Source organism: Enterobacter sp. WCHEn045836 (genome assembly GCF_003965585.1).
Taxonomy (GTDB): Bacteria; Pseudomonadota; Gammaproteobacteria; order Enterobacterales; family Enterobacteriaceae; genus Enterobacter; species Enterobacter dissolvens.
Map to the genome: position 1 here is coordinate 23,841 of NZ_RXPT01000015.1, position 21,265 is coordinate 45,105.

Genomic DNA, 21,265 nt, shown 5'->3' on the forward strand with positions numbered 1-21,265 from the left:
CCATAATTGATCTCCGCAGGGTGACATCTGCGTCCTGCACGCTCATTATAAAAGCAGTAGTCTTAATAGGGGTAATCTCATATGGAACAGCTGCGTGCCGAACTGAGTCACCTGCTTGGCGAGAAATTAAGCCGGGTTGAATGTGTGAGTGAAAAGGCAGATACCGCGCTCTGGTCGTTGTACGACAGTCAGGGAAACCCAATGCCGCTCATGGCCCGAAGTTTTACCTCACCGGGCGTTGCCAGACAGCTCGCCTGGAAAATTTCTATGCTCGCGCGGCAAGGAACCGTGCGTATGCCGACGGTGTACGGCGTGATGACGCATGAAGAACACCCCGGCCCGGATGTTCTGCTGATTGAGCGTTTACGCGGGGTATCCGTTGAAGCCCCGGCGCGTACGCCAGAGCGCTGGGAACAGCTGAAAGACCAGATCGTTGAGGCGCTGCTGGCGTGGCACCGGCAGGATAGCCGTGGTCTGGTTGGCCCCGTCGACAGCACGCAGGAAAACCTCTGGCCGCTGTGGTATCGCCAGCGTGTAGAGGTGCTGTGGGGGACGCTTAATCAGTTCAACAACACCGGCTTAACCATGCAGGACAAACGGATTCTTTTCCGCACCCGCGAGTGTTTACCGGCGCTGTTTGACGGCTTTAACGACAACTGCGTGTTGATACACGGTAATTTTACGCTGCGCAGCATGCTAAAAGATTCACGCAGCGATCAGCTCCTGGCAATGCTGGGGCCGGGGGTCATGCTCTGGGCTCCGCGCGAGTACGAGTTGTTCAGGCTCAGCGACAGCGCGGCCGCTGAAGGTTTACTGTGGCACTATCTGCAGCGCGCACCCGTAGCCGAGGCGTTTCTCTGGCGGCGCTGGCTCTATCTGCTATGGGATGAAGTGGCGCAACTGGTGAATACCGGACGTTTCAACCGCGCCAACTTCGACCTTGCGATAAAATCACTCCTGCCCTGGCTCGCCTGACGAACCTTTCAGCCACTGCCAGACGCGTCCCAGCGTCTCATAGCCGACGCGATCGCTATGCATCAACCACATCGGGGACGGGATCACCCGTTCCCACGGGTTGAGCGGGGCGTCAATGGCCATCTGGTTCGCCGGGGCAGGAAGCGGGTGCAGACCCTGTTTTTCAAAGAAAATCATTGCCCTTGGCAGATGCGAAGCAGACGTCACCAGTAAGAACGGCACATCGCCAATAGCCTGTTTCACCGCGGCGGCTTCTTCTTCGGTATCTTTCGGACTGTCCAGCGTGATAATCGCGGAACGCGGCACACCGAGTGACTCCGCGACCCTGGCTCCCGCTTCAGCCGTGCTGACCGGGTTGGTTTTGGCTGGCGCGCCGGTGAAGATCATTTTCGATCCCGGATTAGCCAGCCACAGGCGAATACCTTCGTTCAGGCGCGGCAGACTGTTATTGATCAGGTTGGAACTGGGGGCCCAGTTTGGATCCCAGGTATACCCGCCCCCCAGCACCACGATGTACTCCACCTTCTGCTTTCCCTGCCAGGTTGGGTAGGTGTTTTCGATGGGACGTAACAGTCTGTCCGCGACGGGTTGCAGGCTCAGCAGCAGCAGTACCAGCCAGCCGAATGTAATAAGCGTTTTGCCACTTTTCTGAAAGCGACTAAACCACACCAGCACCAGCCCGAGCGCGATGATGAGCAGCAGTAGCGGAAGGGGAAGCATCATGCCTCCAATGTATTTCTTCAGGGTAAAAAGCATCCTTTTTGGTTCCTTTTTTAACCATATAGCAGGCGAATACCCGTGATATTACACCAGAGAGGTTCATTCTCCGCGCGGGTGTGACAAAATAGCGGTTTTGCAGTTAGCGAGTGGAACTCTCCCAATGCGGGATCGCAATTTTGATGACATCGCGGAAAAGTTTTCGCGCAACATTTACGGCACGACAAAAGGGCAGTTACGTCAGACGATCCTCTGGCAGGATCTGGACGCCATTCTGGCCACGTATGGCGGTCAAACGTTGCGCGTGCTTGACGCCGGAGGCGGTGAAGGGCAGACGGCCATAAAAATGGCAGAGCGCGGTCATCACGTCACACTTTGCGATCTTTCTGCTGAGATGGTTGCGCGTGCCACGCGTGCAGCAGAGGAGAAAGGTGTGAGCGACAACATGCATTTTGTACAATGCGCCGCTCAGGACATCGCACAGCATTTGGAAACCCAGGTTGATCTGATATTGTTTCATGCGGTGCTGGAATGGGTAGCCGATCCGCAAAGCGTGTTAAAGACCCTGTGGTCGATGCTACGCCCGGGCGGTACGCTGTCGCTGATGTTCTACAATGCTAACGGCTTCCTGATGCACAACATGGTGGCGGGTAACTTTGACTATGTTCAGGTCGGGATGCCGAAAAAGAAAAAGCGCACGCTTTCCCCGGACTATCCGCGCGATCCCCAGCAGGTTTACGGCTGGCTGGAAGAGATCGGCTGGCAGATCACCGGAAAGACAGGCGTCAGGGTGTTTCATGATTATCTGCGTGAAAAACACAAACAGCGTGACTGTTTTGACACCTTAACAGAATTAGAAACGCGGTATTGCCGTCAGGAGCCTTTTATCAGTCTTGGCCGCTATATTCACGTCACCGCGCACAAGCCGCAGATGCAAGGATAACCTATGAGTGAATTTTCCCAGACAGTCCCCGAACTGGTTGCCTGGGCCAGGAAAAACGATTTCTCCATCTCGCTGCCGGTAGACAGACTCTCTTTCCTGCTGGCGGTTGCCACGCTGAACGGCGAACGGCTGGATGGTGAAATGAGCGAGGGTGAACTGGTGGATGCGTTCCGCCATGTGAGTGATGCGTTTGAGCAAACCAGCGAAACCATTAGCGTGCGTGCCAACAACGCAATCAACGATATGGTGCGTCAACGTCTGCTGAACCGCTTTACCAGCGAGCAGGCCGAAGGAAATGCCATCTATCGACTGACACCCCTAGGCATCGGCATTACCGATTACTACATCCGCCAGCGTGAATTTTCCACGCTGCGTCTTTCCATGCAGCTCTCGATTGTGGCGGGTGAGCTTAAGCGTGCGGCCGATGCCGCGGATGAAAACGGTGATGAGTTCCACTGGCACCGCAATGTCTACGCACCGCTGAAATACTCGGTGGCGGAGATTTTCGACAGTATCGATCTGACCCAGCGTCTGATGGACGAACAGCAGCAGCAGGTGAAGGACGATATCGCACAACTGCTGAATAAAGACTGGCGCGCGGCCATCTCCAGCTGTGAACTGCTGCTGTCGGAAACCTCCGGCACGCTGCGCGAACTGCAGGATACGCTGGAGGCCGCAGGGGATAAGCTGCAGGCCAACCTGCTGCGCATTCAGGATGCGACCATGGCACATGACGATCTGCATTTTATCGACCGTCTGGTCTTTGATTTGCAGAGCAAGCTCGATCGCATCATTAGCTGGGGCCAACAATCGATTGACCTGTGGATCGGTTACGATCGTCATGTACATAAATTTATCCGTACCGCCATCGATATGGATAAAAACCGCGTCTTTGCTCAGCGTCTGCGTCAGTCTGTTCAAACCTACTTCGATGCGCCGTGGGCGCTAACCTACGCCAATGCCGATCGTCTGCTCGATATGCGTGACGAAGAGATGGCGTTGCGTGATGAAGAGGTCACCGGTGAACTGCCACCGGATCTGGAATACGAAGAATTCAACGAAATTCGTGAGCAACTTGCGGCCATGATCGAAGAACAGCTCGCTGTCTACAAAACCAGACAGGTACCGCTGGATCTTGGTCTCGTGGTGCGCGACTATCTGGCGCAATATCCTCGCGCGCGCCACTTCGACGTTGCCCGCATTGTGGTAGACCAGGCGGTTCGCCTGGGTATCGCGCAAGCAGATTTCACCGGACTGCCGCCGAAGTGGCAGCCGATTAACGATTACGGAGCCAAGGTACAGGCGCATGTCATTGACAAATATTGAACAAGTGATGCCATTAAAGCTGGCACAGGCGCTGGCGAATCCGTTATTTCCGGCGCTGGACAGCCAGCTGCGTGCCGGTCGTCATATTGGCCTCGACGAGCTGGATAATCACGCCTTTTTGATGGACTTCCAGGAGTATCTGGAAGAGTTTTACGCTCGCTATAACGTTGAGCTTATCCGCGCGCCGGAAGGTTTCTTCTACCTGCGCCCGCGTTCCACTACGCTTATTCCGCGCTCCGTGCTCTCCGAGCTGGATATGATGGTCGGCAAAATTCTGTGCTACCTCTACCTCAGCCCGGAACGTCTGGCAAATGAAGGGATTTTCACCCAGCAAGAGCTTTACGATGAGCTATTGACGCTGGCAGACGAAAGCAAGCTGCTGAAGCTTGTGAACAACCGTTCTACGGGGTCGGATCTCGATCGTCAGAAATTACAGGAAAAAGTTCGCTCTTCCCTGAACCGTCTGCGTCGTCTGGGTATGGTCTGGTTTATGGGCCACGACAGCAGCAAATTCCGCATTACGGAATCTGTTTTCCGCTTCGGTGCCGACGTGCGTGCGGGCGACGACGCGCGTGAAGCGCAGCTTCGCATGATCCGCGACGGTGAGGCGATGCCGGTGGAAAACCATTTGCAGCTCAATGACGAGCCTGAAGACAATCAGCCGGATAGCGGGGAGGAAGAGTAATGATTGAACGCGGTAAATTTCGCTCACTAACGCTGATTAACTGGAACGGCTTCTTTGCCCGAACCTTTGATCTCGATGAGCTGGTGACAACGCTCTCCGGCGGTAACGGTGCGGGTAAATCCACCACCATGGCGGCCTTTGTGACGGCGCTGATCCCTGATTTGACGCTGCTGCACTTCCGTAACACCACCGAAGCGGGTGCAACAAGCGGCTCCCGCGATAAAGGCCTGCACGGTAAGCTCAAAGCTGGCGTCTGTTATTCGGTGCTGGATGTGATCAACTCCCGTCACCAGCGTGTGGTGGTGGGCGTGCGTCTGCAGCAGGTCGCCGGTCGCGACCGAAAGGTAGATATCAAACCGTTCGCGATCCAGGGGCTGCCAACGTCTATGCAGCCAACGGCGCTGCTGACGGAAACGCTCAATGAGCGTCAGGCGCGGGTACTGACGCTGCAGGAGCTAAAAGATAAGCTCGAAGCCATCGAAGGCGTGCAGTTCAAGCAGTTTAACTCGATAACCGATTACCACTCCCTGATGTTCGATCTGGGCGTGGTGGCGCGTCGTCTGCGCACCGCATCCGACCGCAGCAAATACTACCGTCTGATTGAGGCCTCCCTGTACGGCGGGATCTCCAGCGCCATTACCCGCTCCCTGCGTGACTACCTGTTGCCGGAAAACAGCGGCGTGCGTAAGGCCTTCCAGGACATGGAAGCCGCGCTGCGTGAAAACCGCATGACGCTGGAAGCAATTCGCGTTACCCAGTCTGACCGCGATCTGTTTAAACACCTGATCAGTGAAGCCACTAACTATGTGGCAGCGGACTATATGCGCCACGCCAACGAGCGTCGCGTGCATCTCGATCAGGCATTAGAGTACCGCCGCGAGCTGTTCACCTCCCGTAAACAGCTGGTGGCCGAGCAGTATAAGCACGTTGAAATGGCCCGTGAATTGGGTGAACACAACGGGGCTGAGGGCGATCTGGAAGCCGATTATCAGGCCGCCAGCGATCACCTGAACCTGGTTCAGACCGCGCTGCGCCAGCAGGAAAAAATCGAGCGCTACGAAGCCGATCTCGATGAGCTGCAAATTCGTCTCGAAGAGCAAAATGAAGTGGTGGCCGAAGCCGCCGACATGCAGGAAGAGAACGAAGCGCGTGCCGAAGCCGCCGAGCTGGAAGTGGATGAGCTGAAAAGCCAGCTCGCCGATTACCAGCAGGCGCTGGACGTGCAGCAGACGCGAGCGATTCAGTACAACCAGGCCCTGCAGGCTTTGCAGCGTGCGAAAGAGTTGTGCCATCTGCCTGACCTGACGCCGGACAGCGCTGACGAGTGGCTGGATACTTTCCAGGCGAAAGAACAGGAAGCCACGGAAAAACTGCTCTCTCTCGAACAGAAAATGAGCGTCGCGCAGACCGCGCACAGCCAGTTTGAACAAGCTTATCAGCTGGTGGTGGCGATTAACGGCCCGCTGACGCGAAATGAAGCGTGGGATGTTGCCCGTGAGTTGCTGCGCGATGGTGTAAACCAGCGTCATCTGGCCGAGCAGGTCCAGCCGCTGCGTATGCGTCTGAACGAGCTGGAACAGCGTCTGCGCGAGCAGCAGGAGGCCGAGCGTCTGCTGGCTGAGTTCTGCAAGCGTCAGGGTAAACATTACGACATCGACGAGCTTGAGGCCCTGCATCAGGAGCTGGAAGCCCGTATCGCCGCACTGTCCGATACGGTATCCAGCGCCAGTGAACAGCGTATGACGCTGCGTCAGGAGCTGGAGCAGCTTCAGTCCCGCTCGCAGACGCTGTTGCAACGCGCACCCGTCTGGCTGGCGGCACAAAGCAGCCTGAACCAGCTCAGCGAACAGTGTGGCGAAACCTTCGAATCCAGCCAGGAAGTGACGGAATACCTGCAACAGCTGCTGGAGCGTGAGCGAGAGGCCATTGTTGAGCGTGATGAAGTTGGCGCGCGCAAGCGTGAGGTTGACGAAGAGATTGAACGCTTAAGCCAGCCGGGCGGTGCGGAAGATGCACGCCTGAATACGCTGGCGGAGCGTTTTGGCGGTGTGCTGCTGTCTGAAATTTATGACGATGTTGGTCTGGACGATGCGCCGTACTTCTCCGCACTGTACGGCCCGTCGCGTAACGCGATTGTGGTGCCGGATCTGTCATTGATTGCCGATCAGCTTGAAGGGCTGGAAGATTGCCCGGAAGATCTCTATCTGATTGAAGGGGATCCGCAGTCATTTGATGACAGCGTGTTCAGCGTTGATGAGCTGGAAAAAGCGGTGGTGGTGAAAATCGCTGACCGTCAGTGGCGTTACTCGCGCTTCCCGGAACTTCCTCTGTTTGGCCGCGCTGCGCGTGAAAGCCGTATTGAAAGCCTGCACGCTGAGCGTGAAACGCTGTCTGAACGTTTTGCGACCCTGTCGTTTGACGTGCAGAAAACCCAGCGTCTGCATCAGTCGTTTAGCCGCTTTATCGGTAGTCATCTGGGAGTGGCTTTTGAGGCTGACCCGGAAGCGGAAATTCGCAAGCTTACCACCCGTCGTGGTGAACTCGAGCGCGCGATTGCCAGCCATGAAAGTGATAATCAACAGAGTCGCGTTCAGTTTGAACAGGCAAAAGAGGGCGTTGCTGCCCTTAACCGTATTCTGCCGCGTCTGAATCTGCTGGCGGATGATACGCTGGCTGACCGCGTGGATGAAATCCAGGAACGTCTGGATGAAGCGCAGGAAGCCGCGCGCTTTGTGCAGCAGCATGGTAATCAGCTGGCGAAGCTGGAGCCGGTCGTTTCGGTGCTTCAAAGCGATCCAGAGCAGTTTGAGCAGCTAAAAGAAGATTATGCCTGGTCCCAGCAGGTGCAGCGTGAAGCACGCCAGCAGGCGTTTGCCCTGACGGAAGTGGTGCAGCGTCGCGCTCACTTCGGTTATTCAGACTCGGCGGAAATGCTGAGCGGTAACAGCGATCTGAACGAGAAATTACGCCAGCGCCTTGAGCAGGCTGAAGTGGAACGTACGCGTGCCCGTGAAGCGATGCGTAGCCACGCGGCCCAGTTGAACCAGTACAACCAGGTTCTGGCCTCGCTAAAAAGCTCCTTTGATACCAAGAAAGAGCTGTTAAACGATCTGCAGAAAGAGCTGCAGGATATCGGCGTTCGTGCCGACAGTGGGGCAGAAGAGCGGGCGCGTGTTCGTCGTGATGAACTGCATAGCCAGCTCAGCAACAACCGTGCGCGTCGTAATCAGCTGGAAAAAGCGCTGACCTTCTGTGAAGCGGAGATGGATAACCTGACGCGTCGCCTGCGCAAGCTTGAGCGCGACTATCATGAAATGCGTGAGCAGGTAGTGACCGCGAAGGCAGGCTGGTGCGCAGTAATGCGCATGGTGAAAGACAATAATGTTGAACGCCGCCTGCATCGTCGTGAACTGGCCTACCTCTCTGCCGATGAGCTGCGCTCCATGTCGGATAAGGCGCTGGGCGCGCTGCGCCTGGCGGTGGCGGATAACGAACATCTGCGCGATGTGCTGCGCATGTCTGAAGATCCGAAACGTCCAGAGCGTAAAATTCAGTTCTTCGTGGCGGTTTATCAGCACTTGCGCGAGCGTATTCGTCAGGACATCATTCGTACCGACGATCCGGTTGAAGCCATTGAACAGATGGAAATTGAACTGGGTCGCCTGACGGAAGAGCTGACCTCTCGTGAGCAGAAGCTGGCTATCAGTTCCCGCAGCGTGGCGAACATCATCCGCAAGACCATTCAGCGCGAGCAGAACCGTATTCGCCAGTTGAACCAGGGTCTGCAGAGCGTATCGTTTGGTCAGGTGAACAGCGTACGTCTGAATGTAAACGTGCGTGAAGCGCACGCTACGCTGCTGGATGTGTTGTCTGAGCAGCATGAACAGCATCAGGATCTGTTTAACAGCAACCGTCTGACCTTCTCCGAAGCGCTGGCGAAACTGTATCAGCGTCTGAATCCGCAGATTGATATGGGGCAACGTACGCCGCAAACCATCGGTGAAGAGCTGCTGGATTACCGTAACTACCTGGAAATGGAAGTTGAGGTTAACCGTGGCTCAGATGGCTGGTTGCGTGCTGAATCGGGTGCGCTGTCTACCGGTGAAGCTATCGGTACCGGGATGTCGATTCTGGTGATGGTCGTGCAGAGCTGGGAAGATGAAGCGCGTCGTCTGCGCGGCAAGGATATTTCCCCATGCCGTCTGCTGTTCCTTGATGAAGCTGCGCGTCTGGACGCCCGTTCCATCGCCACGCTGTTTGAGCTCTGCGAACGTCTGGATATGCAGCTCATCATTGCGGCACCGGAAAACATCAGTCCGGAAAAAGGCACCACCTACAAACTGGTGCGTAAAGTGTTCCAGAACAGCGAGCACGTTCACGTTGTAGGCCTGCGTGGCTTTGCTCCGCAGCCGCCGGAGTCATTACCGGGAACGGCAGACGCCTCCTGAGGTGTGTTGTTACAAAGCGCGGCGCACTAGCGCCGCTTTTTTTTTACGCTTAACTTATGCTTACGGCTGCGTTATCTTTAAACTTCTTTACATAAGGTAAGGCAACTGCGTTTGTGCCTTCCTATAATGAATAAAAGCCCCAGTGTGATGGGCATGTCGTGAGAAAACAGGGGGCAAGGGATGTTGCTAAAGAAAAATCGTGGTCATCAGCTGTCAGCGTTGAGTTTGTGTCTGGCGGTGATGTTTGCTCCACTGTTAAGCGCTCAGGCCGATGAGCCTGAAGTTGTACCGTCAGACAGTTCCGCGACGATGGGTGCGCAGCCGACGTCGCTGTCACAACCGCTGGATCAATCTCCGGCGACGGCCATTATGGCGGGTATCAGGCCGCTACCCGAAGGTATCGACGCCGGCGCGCTCCGCCAGCAGCTTCTTACCGGACTTCCTGCCGGATATACGCCTGCCTACATTAACCAGCTTGCGCTGCTTTATGCCGCACGTGATATGAAGCCGATGTGGGAAAACCGGGACGCCGTGCGGGCTTTTCAGCAGCAACTGGCGGAAGTCGCCATTGCAGGTTTTCAGCCGCAATTCACCACCTGGGTTGAGCTCCTGACCGATCCGACTGTAACCGGTCAGGCGCGCGATGTGGTGCTGTCTGATGCCATGATGGGCTACCTCCAGTTTGTGGCGGGTATTCCGGTCAATGGCAACCGCTGGTTATACAGTGAAAAACCGTACAAGCTGGCGACGCCGGCGCTGTCGGTCATTAACCAGTGGCAACTGGCGCTGGATAACGGAGAGCTGCCGCGCTTTATCGCAAGCCTGGCGCCGGCGCATCCGCAATATGCCACCATGCATCAGTCGCTGCTTGAGCTGGTTGCCGATTCCCGCCCGTGGCCTCAGGTGCGTGGCACAACCACGCTTCGTCCGGGGCAGTGGAGCAGCGATGTCCCGGCAATCCGCGAAATTATGAAACGCTCCGGCATTCTCGAAAGCGGCCCTAAGATTGCGCTGCCTGGCGACGATACGCAAAGCGCGGTCGTCAGCCCGTCGGCCCCGGTAAAAGAGAAAAAGGCCGTTGCACAGAGCAACAAACCCGCCGCCTACGATCGCGAGCTGGTCGCGGCGGTTAAGCAGTTCCAGGCCGCGCAGGGGCTGGGCGCAGACGGGGTGATCGGTCCATCCACCCGCGACTGGCTGAACGTCTCGCCTGCTCAGCGCGCTGGGGTGCTGGCGCTGAATATCCAGCGTTTACGCCTGCTGCCGGGAACGCTGTCGACCGGGATTATGGTGAATATTCCGGCATATTCGCTGGTTTATTATCAGAACGGTAGCGAGGTGCTGGCCTCCCGGGTGATTGTGGGGCGGCCTGACCGAAAAACGCCGATGATGAGCAGCGCCCTGAATAACGTGGTGGTAAACCCGCCGTGGAACGTGCCGCCGACGCTGGCGCGTAAGGATATTCTGCCTAAAGTCTGGAACGATCCTGGCTATCTGGAGCGTCATAACTATACGGTGATCCGCGGCTGGAACAGCAAAGAGACGATCGATCCGTGGATGGTTGACTGGTCAACGATTACGCCGTCGAACCTGCCATTCCGTTTCCAGCAGGCTCCGGGTGCGCATAACTCGCTGGGGCGCTATAAATTCAACATGCCAAGTTCGGACGCTATCTATTTGCATGATACGCCGAACCATAATCTGTTCCAGAAAGATGCCCGCGCGCTCAGCTCAGGCTGCGTTCGTGTGAATAAGGCATCGGAACTGGCGAATATGCTGTTGCAGGATGCGGGCTGGAACGATACGCGCATTTCTGATGCGCTGAAACAAGGGGATACGCGTTACGTTAATATTCGACACAATATTCCGGTCAATCTTTACTATCTGACGGCGTTTGTTGGCGAAGATGGGCGTACTCAGTATCGTACAGATATTTACAATTATGATCTCACCGCGCGATCCGGCGCACAAATTTTGCCAAAAGCTGAACAATTAATCAGGTAAATGAAGCAGTTCGGGAAAAAAGGTTGTCGTAAGTTAGGGTAAATACGTGGCGATATGGCTGGAAGCCGCGTATTTGCTGGGGTTGGGTGCCTTGACGTCGTCGGTTTTGCCAGTTAAGGTGCCCTTCGTGCGCTAAGCATATTACGATTTCTTTGACCTGTAGACCTGATTATCATGGACAAATTTGACGCTAATCGCCGCAAACTGCTGGCGTTAGGTGGCGTTGCGCTCGGCGCAGCGGCCATCCTGCCGACGCCAGCATTTGCCACCCTCTCGACACCTCGTCCGCGTATTTTAACGCTCAACAATCTGCATACTGGTGAGTCGCTAAAGGCGGAGTTCTTCGATGGCAGAGGCTATATTCAGGATGAATTAGCAAGACTTAACCATTTTTTCCGTGATTTCCGCGCGAATAAAGTAAAAGCCATCGATCCAGGATTATTTGACCAGTTGTTCCGCCTTCAGGGCCTGCTGGGTACCAGCAAGCCGGTGCAACTCATTTCGGGTTATCGTTCCATTGATACCAATAATGAATTGCGCGCCCGCAGCCGTGGGGTAGCGAAAAAAAGCTATCACACCAGGGGACAGGCAATGGACTTCCATATTGAAGGCGTTTCGTTAGCCAATATTCGCAAAGCTGCGTTATCTATGCGCGCAGGTGGTGTAGGATATTACCCAAGTAGTAACTTTGTGCATATTGATACCGGTCCAGTTCGGCACTGGTAATAACGAAACACAGGAGCAGTATGAACTATCGTATTATTCCGGTTACGGCGTTCTCCCAGAATTGTTCATTGATCTGGTGTGAGCAAACCAAACTGGCCGCGCTTGTCGATCCCGGCGGTGACGCTGAGAAGATCAAACAGGAAGTTGCAGAAAGCGGTGTGACGCTGATGCAGATTTTACTGACGCATGGTCACCTTGACCATGTCGGCGCAGCGGCGGAGCTGGCACAGCACTATGGTGTGCCGGTGATCGGTCCGGAAAAAGAAGATGAGTTCTGGCTGCAGGGTTTGCCAGCCCAAAGCCGCATGTTTGGCCTCGATGAGTGTCAGCCGCTGACGCCCGATCGCTGGTTAAACGAAGGAGAGCGTGTGAACGTAGGGAATGTGACTTTACAGGTGTTGCATTGTCCTGGGCATACGCCAGGCCATATCGTCTTCTTTGATGACCAGTCTCGTCTGCTGATTTCCGGCGATGTGATTTTCAAAGGTGGCGTAGGACGCAGCGATTTTCCGCGTGGCGACCACGGACAGCTGATCCAGTCGATTAAACAGAAGTTATTGCCACTGGGTGATGACGTGACGTTTATCCCTGGACATGGCCCGATGTCGACGCTGGGCTACGAGCGGGTGCATAACCCCTTCCTTCAGGATGAAATGCCTGTCTGGTAAATCCGGATAATAAAAAAAAGCCTGCATAGTGCAGGCTTTTTTGTGGGCGCTAATTACATTACAGTACGGCGACAATCGCTTCGCACAGTGGCGCCATGTTGTCAGGGGTCATACCTGCAACGTTCACGCGGCCAGAGGCCACGGCGTACACGCCAAACTCTTCACGCAGACGCAGTACCTGCTCTTTGGTCAGGCCGCTGAAAGAGAACATCCCGTTCTGCTTAATAATAAAGCTGAAGTCACGGTCAGCCCCTTTCTCAGCCAGAGTATTTACAAACAGCAGGCGCATGCGCTGAATACGCTGACGCATATCGTTCAGCTCTTGTTCCCAGATCGCACGCAGCGCATCGTTGCTCAGAATGGTGGCAACGACAGAGGCACCGTGTGCCGGTGGGTTAGAGTAGTTTGCGCGGATCACAGATTTCATCTGGCTGAACGCACGCTCTGCGGTCTCTTCGCTTGCCGCGACCAGCGTACAGGCGCCTACGCGCTCATTGTACAGGCCAAAATTCTTGGAGTAGGAGCTTGCAACGATCAGCTCCTGATGGACAGCTGCGAATGCGCGCAGACCTTCAGCATCTTCTTCCAGACCACGGGCAAAGCCCTGATAGGCGAAGTCAAACAACGGCAGCCAGCCTTTCTCAACGGAGAGCTTAGCCAGGTGTTCCCACTGCTCAAGCGTAGGATCAATACCGGTTGGGTTGTGGCAGCAACCGTGGAACAGTACCACGTCACCTGCCTGTGCTTCGCTCAGGCTTGCCAGCAGGCCATCGAAGTCCAGAGCGTGGTGTGCGGCGTCATAATACGCATATTCGCGCACTTCCAGACCCGCAGAGTTAAAGACGCTCTTATGGTTCGGCCAGCTTGGATTGCTCACCCAGACACGCTTAACAGCGGTATTTTTTGCAAGGAAATCCGCCGCCACGCGCAGTGCGCCGGTACCGCCAGGCGTTTGTGCTGTGCGCGCGCGTTTGTCGCTCACAATTGTACTACCTTTACCGAACAGCAGCTCCTGCGTGCAACGACCAAACTCAGGAATACCATCAATACCGAGGTAGTTCTTGGTGGTTTCATTTTCCAGCAGATACTGCTCAGCTTTTTTTACGCTGGTCAGTACCGGGGTTTTGCCGGTTTCATCTTTATATACACCAATACCCAGGTTGATTTTGCCAGGGCGGTCGTCGGCACGAAACAGATCGGCCAGGCCCAGAATAGGGTCGGCAGGAGCGGCGGTAATGTTCTCAAACATGACGAAGTTCCATTGTGATTACAGAAGTGAAATCCGCTATCAGGTTAACGGTAGATTTACAAAATGCCAACCGTTTGCGACGAAAAGCGTGCGGCTTTTCAAAAGTCGCCATTATTTTCTGTCAGGCATAAAAAAACAGGGCCGAAGCCCTGTTCATTAAGCATATAACAAAGTGGTGTACTGATTAGAACTGGTAAACCAGACCTACAGCAACGGTATCATCGTTGTTGATGCCCAGCTTGTTGTCGTCTTTCAGCTGGTTGATCTGGTAGTCAACATAGGTGGACATGTTTTTGTTGAAGTAGTAAGTCGCGCCGATGTCGATGTAGTTGATGTAGTCTTCGTCACCGATGTTTTCTACGTCTTTCGCTTTAGATTTGTAGTAAGCGATGGATGGACGCAGACCGAAGTCGAACTGATACTGAGCTACAACAGAGAAGTCCTGAGTTTTGTTAGCGAAACCATTGTCCAGACGAGCCGCGTTACGCATTTCACCGTACAATGCTGCCAGGTAGATGTTGTTCGCGTCATATTTCAGACCGGTTGCCCACTGCTCAGCTTTATCGCCTTTACCCCATTGCAGATTCTGCTGGGCATTGGTGCGGTCAGCCGCGCCGTAAGCACCGACGATACCGAAGCCATCGAAATCATAGCTCAGAGAGGTTGCCCAGCCGTCACCGTTGGAACGCAATGCATCGGTACGCTCATTTTTGCCCAGGTACTGAACGCCAAAGTTCAGACCATCAACCAGGCCAAAGAAGCCGCTGTTACGGTAAGTCGCCAGACCACCAGTACGACCAGAGAAGAAGTTATCGCTCACGCCGGTGTCACCACCGAACTCAGGCAGCATATCGGTGATACCGATTGCATCATAAACCAGGCCATAGTTACGACCGTAGTCGAAGGAACCTGCGTCACCGAATTTCAGACCTGCGAATGCCAGACGGGTTTTGTTACCTGACTGAGCATCAGCGCCTTCAGAGTTGTTACCCTGGAAGTTATATTCCCACTGACCATAGCCGGTCAGCTGGTCGTTGATTTTGGTTTCGCCTTTGAAGCCCAGACGAGCATAAGTTTTGTCGCCATCGTTGCCGTCATTATCAGAGAAGTAATGCAGGCCAACTGCTTTCCCGTACAGATCCAGTTTGTTGCCGTCTTTGTTATAGATTTCTGCAGCGTTAGCTGCACCGGCTACCAGCAGGGCAGGGACTACCACTGCCAGAATATTGCGCTTCATCATTATTTATTACCCTCATTGGTTTTTTTATGACACTCGCCACTGCCGCCAATAAATTCCGTCAATAAATATTTCCGGAACTATTGATGAGAGTTTGGTGTCTTTATGTATCTGTCAGGCATCTTTCCATTCATAGAACCGTTTCGCTAGCCTGAAAGTGCTACAGTTTTCAAGATTGAGTAACAAAAAGAAATTATATGTAACTAAATATGTATTTTTCGGAACTTTGTGAACCACCTCAAATTTCAGAAAGCCGTGGCGAATTAAACGGCAAGTGGATTCCTATATATATGAATTCCTTATAATTAATTTAGATAAAGGCAATTCGTATACGCGCACCTTCAACGACTCATTTTTTCTTATGACCCAAAAAGGGCTTCTGGATGGCTGTGATTTTGGTTGAAATTTGTGCTATTGCTTGAGGATTAAATAATCGCAATAAGAATAGGGTTTATTTTTTGTTCGTAGATATTTCGTGGAAACAAAACGTAACAACTAGTGGTTGTGACGGGGTCAAAGTTGAAAGGTGCTTACTTTTCGCTGACGAAAATTGACAGAGCAGAATAAAATAATGGCCAGCAAATGCTGGCCATTATGATTTTGGTTACTTAGAAGCTGGCATTACGCGGCGTACGTGGGAACGGAATAACGTCACGTACGTTCTGAACACCTGTGACGTAGGCGATCAGACGTTCGAAGCCCAGACCAAAGCCTGAGTGTGGCACAGTACCGTAACGGCGCAGATCGCGATACCAGCTGTAATCCGCTGGATTGAGCCCCATCTCTTGCATGCGCGCATCCAGCACGTCCAGACGCTCTTCACGCTGGGAACCACCGATAATTTCACCAATGCCCGGTGCCAGTACGTCCATTGCGGCAACGGTTTTACCGTCTTCGTTAAGGCGCATATAGAACGCCTTAATGTCTTTCGGATAGTTTTTCACAACAACCGGTGCTTTGAAGTGCTTCTCAGCCAGGTACCGCTCATGCTCGGAAGAGAGATCCACGCCCCAGTAAACCGGGTTCTCAAACGTCTCACCACATTTCTCGAGAATAGCGACTGCATCGGTGTAATCCACCTGGGCAAAGTCGGAGGAAACAAAGCGCTCCAGACGTGCAATCGCTTCGTTATCGACACGCTCAGCGAAGAATTTCATGTCATCAGCACGTTCTTCCAGTACCGCTTTGAAGACGTACTTGAGCATGGCTTCTGCCAGGCCAGCGACATCGTTCAGGTCTGCGAAAGCCACTTCAGGCTCCAGCATCCAGAATTCCGCCAGGTGACGGCTGGTGTTGGAGTTTTCCGCACGGAAGGTTGGGCCGAAGGTGTAGATTTTAGACAGCGCACAGGCGTAGGTTTCGCCGTTGAGCTGGCCGGACACCGTCAGGAAGGCTTCTTTACCAAAGAAGTCTTTGTCAAAGTCCACTTTACCTTCCGGCGTGCGCGGCAGGTTTTCCAGATCCAGCGTCGAGACGCGGAACATTTCGCCAGCACCTTCGGTATCGGAGGCGGTGATCAACGGGGTAGACACCCAGAAATAACCCTGCTCGTCGAAGAAGCGATGCAGTGCCTGCGCCAGCGTGTGGCGGACACGGGCAACCGCACCAATCAGGTTGGTGCGCGGACGCAGGTGAGCCACTTCTCGCAGATATTCGATGCTGTGACGTTTTGCTGCCATCGGGTAGGTGTCCGGATCTTCAACCCAGCCGGTCACTTCAATGGCCGTGGCCTGAATTTCAAAACTCTGACCCTGTCCCGGTGATGCAACAACCACGCCGGTAACAATTACGGAACAACCCGTTGTCAGGTGCAGAACGTCATCATTGTAATTGGGTAGAGAATTATTAATGACGGCCTGTACAGGATCAAAGCAGGAACCGTCATAGACGGCAAGGAAGGAGATGCCAGCTTTAGAATCTCGGCGGGTACGCACCCATCCGCGCACGGTGACTTCCTGGTCAACAGCGACACGGCCCTGGAGTACGTCGGCTACAGGCACAACGCTCATAATATTCTCTCTGTTAATAGTCGGAAAAAATAAACACTTGTCCACCCTTATGGGGGGATATCTATGTTACCTGCCATCCGCTATCAGACAAGTAAATTTCGCAGTCAAAAGAGAAGAATTAAGAAATAAATAAGAAGTAGGGAGCCATTTGGCTCCCTTAAGCGCTTAACTGGCTTTTTTGACCTGAGGGAGATCGAAAGCTTTGCGTAACGCGCGGACAAATGCTTTGTCATGACAGATGGTTTTACCCGGGCTATCGGAGAGCTTCGCCACCGGCTTGCCGTTACATTCCACCAGTTTTATCACGATATTTAGCGGTTTAACCTGAGGGATGTCGCAGGTTAAACGGGTGCCAATCCCGAAGCTCAGGTTCACTCGGGTACTGAAATGGCGATAGAGTTCAACCGCTTTCGCGAGATCGAGGTTATCGGAGAAGACCAGCACCTTGCTCATCGGGTCGATGCCGAGTTTTTGATAATGGGCGATCGCCTTCTCACCCCATTCAACCGGATCCCCGGAGTCATGGCGTAACCCCTGGTAACGCTCAGCGAACTCAGGGCCGAAATCACGCAGGAACGCATCCATCGTGATGCAGTCGGTCAGGGCGATGCCGAGTTGATTCGGATACTCGTCAAGCCACGCGGCCAGTGCGGCACGTTGGCTGTTGGCCAGATCTGGACTGATCTGCTGATGTGCCTGGAACCATTCATGTGCCTGGGTACCCATCGGTGTCAGGTTCAGACGACGCGCCAGATCGTAGTTACTGGTGCCCACGAACCACGGCTCCTGCTGCAGACGCTCGACAATGGCCTGCTGAACGTCGCGAGAGAAACGGCGACGCGTGCCAAAGTCCATCAGGCGGAAGCGGGACATATCCAGCCCATCCGTCAGGGTGGCAAACCCCGTGAGTTTGTTTTCCAGCGCGGCCAGTGCCTGAGTCACCCCGGTTTCCGGCGAACGGTAGCGGTGAGCCAGCTCGCTGATCACGGCCAGCAGCGGAACTTCCCACATGATCACTTCGCGCCACGGGCCTTCAAGGCGAATATCCAGCTTGCCGTTATCATTGGTGACGGTGACCTGCTCTGGCTTATAGCGGAAGTCGCGTAGCCAGTTGAGATAGTCAGCTTTAAAGAAAGGCAGGCCGGAAAGCCACTGGTATTCGTCGTCCTGCAACGTCAGATGCTGCATAGCATCGACCTGTTCACGAATGGAGTCTGCGTAGATACCAAGCAAGTCGTCGCCACGGCAGCGGAATTCCGCCGCAACATCAACATCATAGTAATGGTGGAAAACGGCTTGCTGCATGTGCAGTTTATACGCGTCGGTATCCAGCAACGTATGCAGAACAGGAGAAGCGAATCGAGTCATAGGTGCGCAGTAGCATCCTCTCACAGGAGCGTTTAGTACAATAAACAACTCCGGAGTATACCTTGTTTAGTGATTTATTGAACCCCGATCACAACATAAGCGCTCTTTATGGTCGAGGGCATTTTGTGCCCCGTGTTATACAAATGTAGCAAAAAGGGTGTTTGTACCTGAAAAGATGAACATTCTGCATAGCGCGATCTACACAACAGGAATAGACTGGATTCGTTATTCGACAAACGATGCATAAGGTTTTCTATGACACAACAGCCACAAGCCAAATACCGCCACGACTATCGTGCGCCGGATTACCTGATTAGCGATATCGATCTGACTTTTGACCTGGATGCCACTAAAACCGTTGTGACGGCGGTAAGCCAGGTGACGCGCCACAGCGCGACGGCAGTGCCGCTGCGTCTGGATGGCGAAGACCTGACGCTGGTCTCCCTGCATATTAATGATGCCGCCTGGACTGACTATAAAGAAGAAGGCAACCAGCTGGTTATCGACAACCTGCCGGAACGCTTTACGCTGCGCATCGTGAATGAAATCAGCCCTGCCGCCAATACGGCGCTCGAAGGGCTTTACCAGTCTGGCGTGGCGCTGTGCACCCAGTGTGAAGCGGAAGGTTTCCGCCACATCACCTGGTATCTCGACCGTCCGGACGTGCTGGCGCGCTTTACCACCAAAATCATCGCGGACAAAACGCTTTATCCTTTCCTGCTCTCCAACGGTAACCGCGTGGGTGAGGGCGAGCTGGAAAATGGCCGTCACTGGGTACAGTGGCAGGATCCGTTCCCGAAACCATGCTACCTGTTTGCGCTGGTGGCGGGTGATTTCGACGTCTTACGCGACACCTTCAAAACCCGTTCTGGCCGCGAAGTGGCGTTGGAACTGTTCGTTGACCGTGGCAACCTCGATCGCGCGCCATGGGCGATGACCTCGCTTATCAACTCCATGAAGTGGGACGAAGAGCGTTTTGGTCTGGAATACGATCTCGACATCTATATGATCGTCGCCGTCGACTTCTTCAACATGGGGGCGATGGAGAACAAAGGTCTCAACATCTTTAACTCCAAATACGTGCTGGCCCGTACCGATACCGCTACCGATAAAGACTACCTCGATATCGAGCGCGTTATTGGCCACGAGTATTTCCATAACTGGACCGGTAACCGCGTTACCTGCCGCGACTGGTTCCAGCTGAGCCTGAAAGAAGGTCTGACCGTCTTCCGTGACCAGGAGTTCAGCTCAGATTTGGGCTCGCGGGCGGTTAACCGCATCAACAACGTACGCACCATGCGTGGGTTGCAGTTTGCGGAAGATGCCAGCCCGATGGCGCACCCCATTCGTCCGGACAAAGTCATCGAGATGAACAACTTCTACACCCTGACGGTGTATGAAAAAGGGGCGGAGATTATCCGGATGATCCACACCCTGCTGGGTGAGGAGAACTTCCAGAAAGGGATGCAGCTCTATTTCGAGCGTCACGACGGCAGCGCCGCCACCTGCGATGATTTTGTGCAGGCGATGGAAGATGCCTCCAACGTGGATCTCTCTCACTTCCGTCTCTGGTACAGCCAGGCCGGTACGCCGGTTGTCACCGTGAAAGATGATTACAATCCGGAGACCGAGCAGTACACCCTGACCATCAGCCAGCGCACGCCGCCAACGGCTGAGCAGGAAGAGAAACATCCGCTGCACATTCCGTTCAGCATTGAACTGTATGATAACGAAGGCAAAGTGATCCCGCTGCAGAAGGGCGGCCACCCGGTACACCATGTGCTGAACGTGACCCAGGCGGAGCAGACCTTTATCTTCGATAACGTCTATTTCCAGCCGGTGCCTGCGCTGCTGTGTGAATTCTCTGCGCCAGTGAAACTGGAGTACAAGTGGAGCGATCAGCAGCTGACGTTCCTGATGCGTCACGCCCGCAACGATTTCTCCCGCTGGGATGCCGCGCAAAGCCTGCTGGCGACGTACATCAAGCTGAACGTGAATCGCCATCAGCAGGGCCAGCCGCTGTCGCTGCCGGTTCATGTGGCTGACGCGTTCCGGGCGGTCCTGCTGGACGAGCATATCGATCCGGCTCTGGCGGCGGAAATTCTGACACTGCCGTCAGCCACCGAAATTGCTGAGCTGTTCGATATCATCGATCCGATTGCCATCGTGGCAGTGCGTGAAGCGCTGACCCGCACGCTGGCGGCCGAACTGGCGGACGAGTTCCTGGCAATCTATAACGCCAACAAGCTGGATGCGTACCGCGTGGAACATGAGGACATCGGCAAACGTTCGCTGCGCAATACCTGCCTGCGCTACCTTGCCTTTGGTGAAACAGACCTGGCGAACACGCTGGTGAGCAAACAGTATCACGAAGCGGATAACATGACCGATGCGCTGGCCGCCCTGGCGTCAAGTGTTGCTGCCGAATTGCCGTGCCGCGATGCGCTTATGCAGGAGTACGACGACAAGTGGCACCAGGATGGTCTGGTGATGGACAAGTGGTTCATTCTGCAGGCGACCAGCCCGGCGGCCGATGCGCTGAGCAAAGTCCGCAGCCTGCTGAAGCACCGCTCCTTCACCATGAGCAACCCGAACCGCGTTCGCTCCCTGATTGGCGCGTTTGCCAGCAGCAACCCGGCAGCGTTCCATGCGGAAGACGGTAGCGGTTATCAGTTCATGGTGGAAATGCTGACCGAGCTAAACAGCCGTAACCCACAGGTGGCGTCACGTCTGATTGAGCCGCTGATCCGCCTGAAACGCTATGACGCGAAGCGTCAGGAGAAGATGCGAGCTGCGCTTGAGCAGCTTAAAGGGCTGGAAAATCTCTCTGGCGATCTGTACGAGAAGATTTCGAAGGCGCTGGCGTAATATAAACGTTAATCCCACCCTCTCCCCGTGGGAGAGGGCCGG

The 21,265-nt window shown here is 54.5% G+C and carries 14 protein-coding genes; 9 read left to right on the forward strand and 5 right to left on the reverse strand.

The genetic code is table 11. The features are described 5' to 3' along the window. Window positions 1-81 precede the first annotated feature (81 nt). Entirely contained in the window at window positions 82-975 is an 894-nt protein-coding gene (locus EKN38_RS18990) for a YcbJ family phosphotransferase (RefSeq protein ID WP_126522525.1), read from the forward strand. Here the strand turns inward: EKN38_RS18990 and elyC are convergent. Beyond that, on the reverse strand, window positions 952-1,731 hold the full coding sequence (elyC, locus tag EKN38_RS18995) for an envelope biogenesis factor ElyC (RefSeq protein WP_014831293.1): 780 nt from the start codon (window positions 1,729-1,731) through the stop codon (window positions 952-954). The genes EKN38_RS18990 and elyC overlap by 24 nt on opposite strands. A gap of 124 nt (window positions 1,732-1,855) precedes the next feature. Here elyC and cmoM point away from each other — a divergent pair, with 124 nt between their 5' ends. From cmoM to EKN38_RS19030, 7 genes are all read left to right on the forward strand, one after another. Beyond that, window positions 1,856-2,635: a tRNA uridine 5-oxyacetic acid(34) methyltransferase CmoM gene (gene cmoM, locus EKN38_RS19000; RefSeq protein WP_014831294.1), complete on the forward strand. Its 780-nt coding sequence runs from the start codon at window positions 1,856-1,858 to the stop codon at window positions 2,633-2,635. 3 nt (window positions 2,636-2,638) lie between these two features. Next, window positions 2,639-3,961, forward strand: a complete 1,323-nt coding sequence (gene mukF, locus EKN38_RS19005; RefSeq protein ID WP_013097295.1) for a chromosome partition protein MukF — start codon at window positions 2,639-2,641, stop codon at window positions 3,959-3,961. Beyond that, complete coding sequence (gene mukE, locus EKN38_RS19010) at window positions 3,942-4,646, forward strand: chromosome partition protein MukE (protein WP_013097294.1); 705 nt, start codon at window positions 3,942-3,944, stop codon at window positions 4,644-4,646. Before mukF ends, mukE begins: the two co-directional genes overlap by 20 nt. Next, window positions 4,646-9,094 carry a chromosome partition protein MukB gene (gene mukB / locus EKN38_RS19015; protein WP_014831295.1) on the forward strand — a complete coding sequence of 1,483 codons (4,449 nt, stop codon included), beginning with the start codon at window positions 4,646-4,648 and terminating at the stop codon, window positions 9,092-9,094. Before mukE ends, mukB begins: the two co-directional genes overlap by 1 nt. Before the next feature lie 180 nt (window positions 9,095-9,274). Continuing rightward, window positions 9,275-11,098 (forward strand): L,D-transpeptidase, encoded by a 1,824-nt coding sequence (gene ldtD / locus EKN38_RS19020; protein WP_014831296.1) that lies wholly within the window; start codon window positions 9,275-9,277, stop codon window positions 11,096-11,098. 174 nt (window positions 11,099-11,272) lie between these two features. After that, entirely contained in the window at window positions 11,273-11,824 is a 552-nt protein-coding gene (locus EKN38_RS19025; protein ID WP_013097290.1) for a YcbK family protein, read from the forward strand. A gap of 20 nt (window positions 11,825-11,844) precedes the next feature. Further along, window positions 11,845-12,492 carry an MBL fold metallo-hydrolase gene (locus EKN38_RS19030; protein ID WP_013097289.1) on the forward strand — a complete coding sequence of 216 codons (648 nt, stop codon included), beginning with the start codon at window positions 11,845-11,847 and terminating at the stop codon, window positions 12,490-12,492. A gap of 58 nt (window positions 12,493-12,550) precedes the next feature. On the opposite strand, the gene EKN38_RS19035 is transcribed toward EKN38_RS19030, so the two are convergent. The 4 genes from EKN38_RS19035 to pncB all read right to left on the reverse strand — a co-directional run bounded on the left by EKN38_RS19035 (window position 12,551) and on the right by pncB (window position 18,355). Then, window positions 12,551-13,741, reverse strand: a complete 1,191-nt coding sequence (locus EKN38_RS19035) for an amino acid aminotransferase (protein WP_014831297.1) — start codon at window positions 13,739-13,741, stop codon at window positions 12,551-12,553. A gap of 184 nt (window positions 13,742-13,925) precedes the next feature. Then, window positions 13,926-14,981: a porin OmpF gene (ompF, locus tag EKN38_RS19040; protein WP_014831298.1), complete on the reverse strand. Its 1,056-nt coding sequence runs from the start codon at window positions 14,979-14,981 to the stop codon at window positions 13,926-13,928. 605 nt (window positions 14,982-15,586) lie between these two features. Continuing rightward, the gene (gene asnS / locus EKN38_RS19045; RefSeq protein WP_014831299.1) at window positions 15,587-16,987 is read right to left on the reverse strand and encodes an asparagine--tRNA ligase; all 1,401 of its coding nucleotides are present in this window, start codon (window positions 16,985-16,987) and stop codon (window positions 15,587-15,589) included. Between the two features lie 165 nt (window positions 16,988-17,152). Then, window positions 17,153-18,355 (reverse strand): nicotinate phosphoribosyltransferase, encoded by a 1,203-nt coding sequence (gene pncB / locus EKN38_RS19050; RefSeq protein WP_014831300.1) that lies wholly within the window; start codon window positions 18,353-18,355, stop codon window positions 17,153-17,155. 255 nt (window positions 18,356-18,610) lie between these two features. Between pncB and pepN the strand changes: the two genes are divergently transcribed. Next, on the forward strand, window positions 18,611-21,223 hold the full coding sequence (pepN, locus tag EKN38_RS19055) for an aminopeptidase N (protein ID WP_014831301.1): 2,613 nt from the start codon (window positions 18,611-18,613) through the stop codon (window positions 21,221-21,223). The last annotated feature ends 42 nt before the right edge of the window (window positions 21,224-21,265 follow it).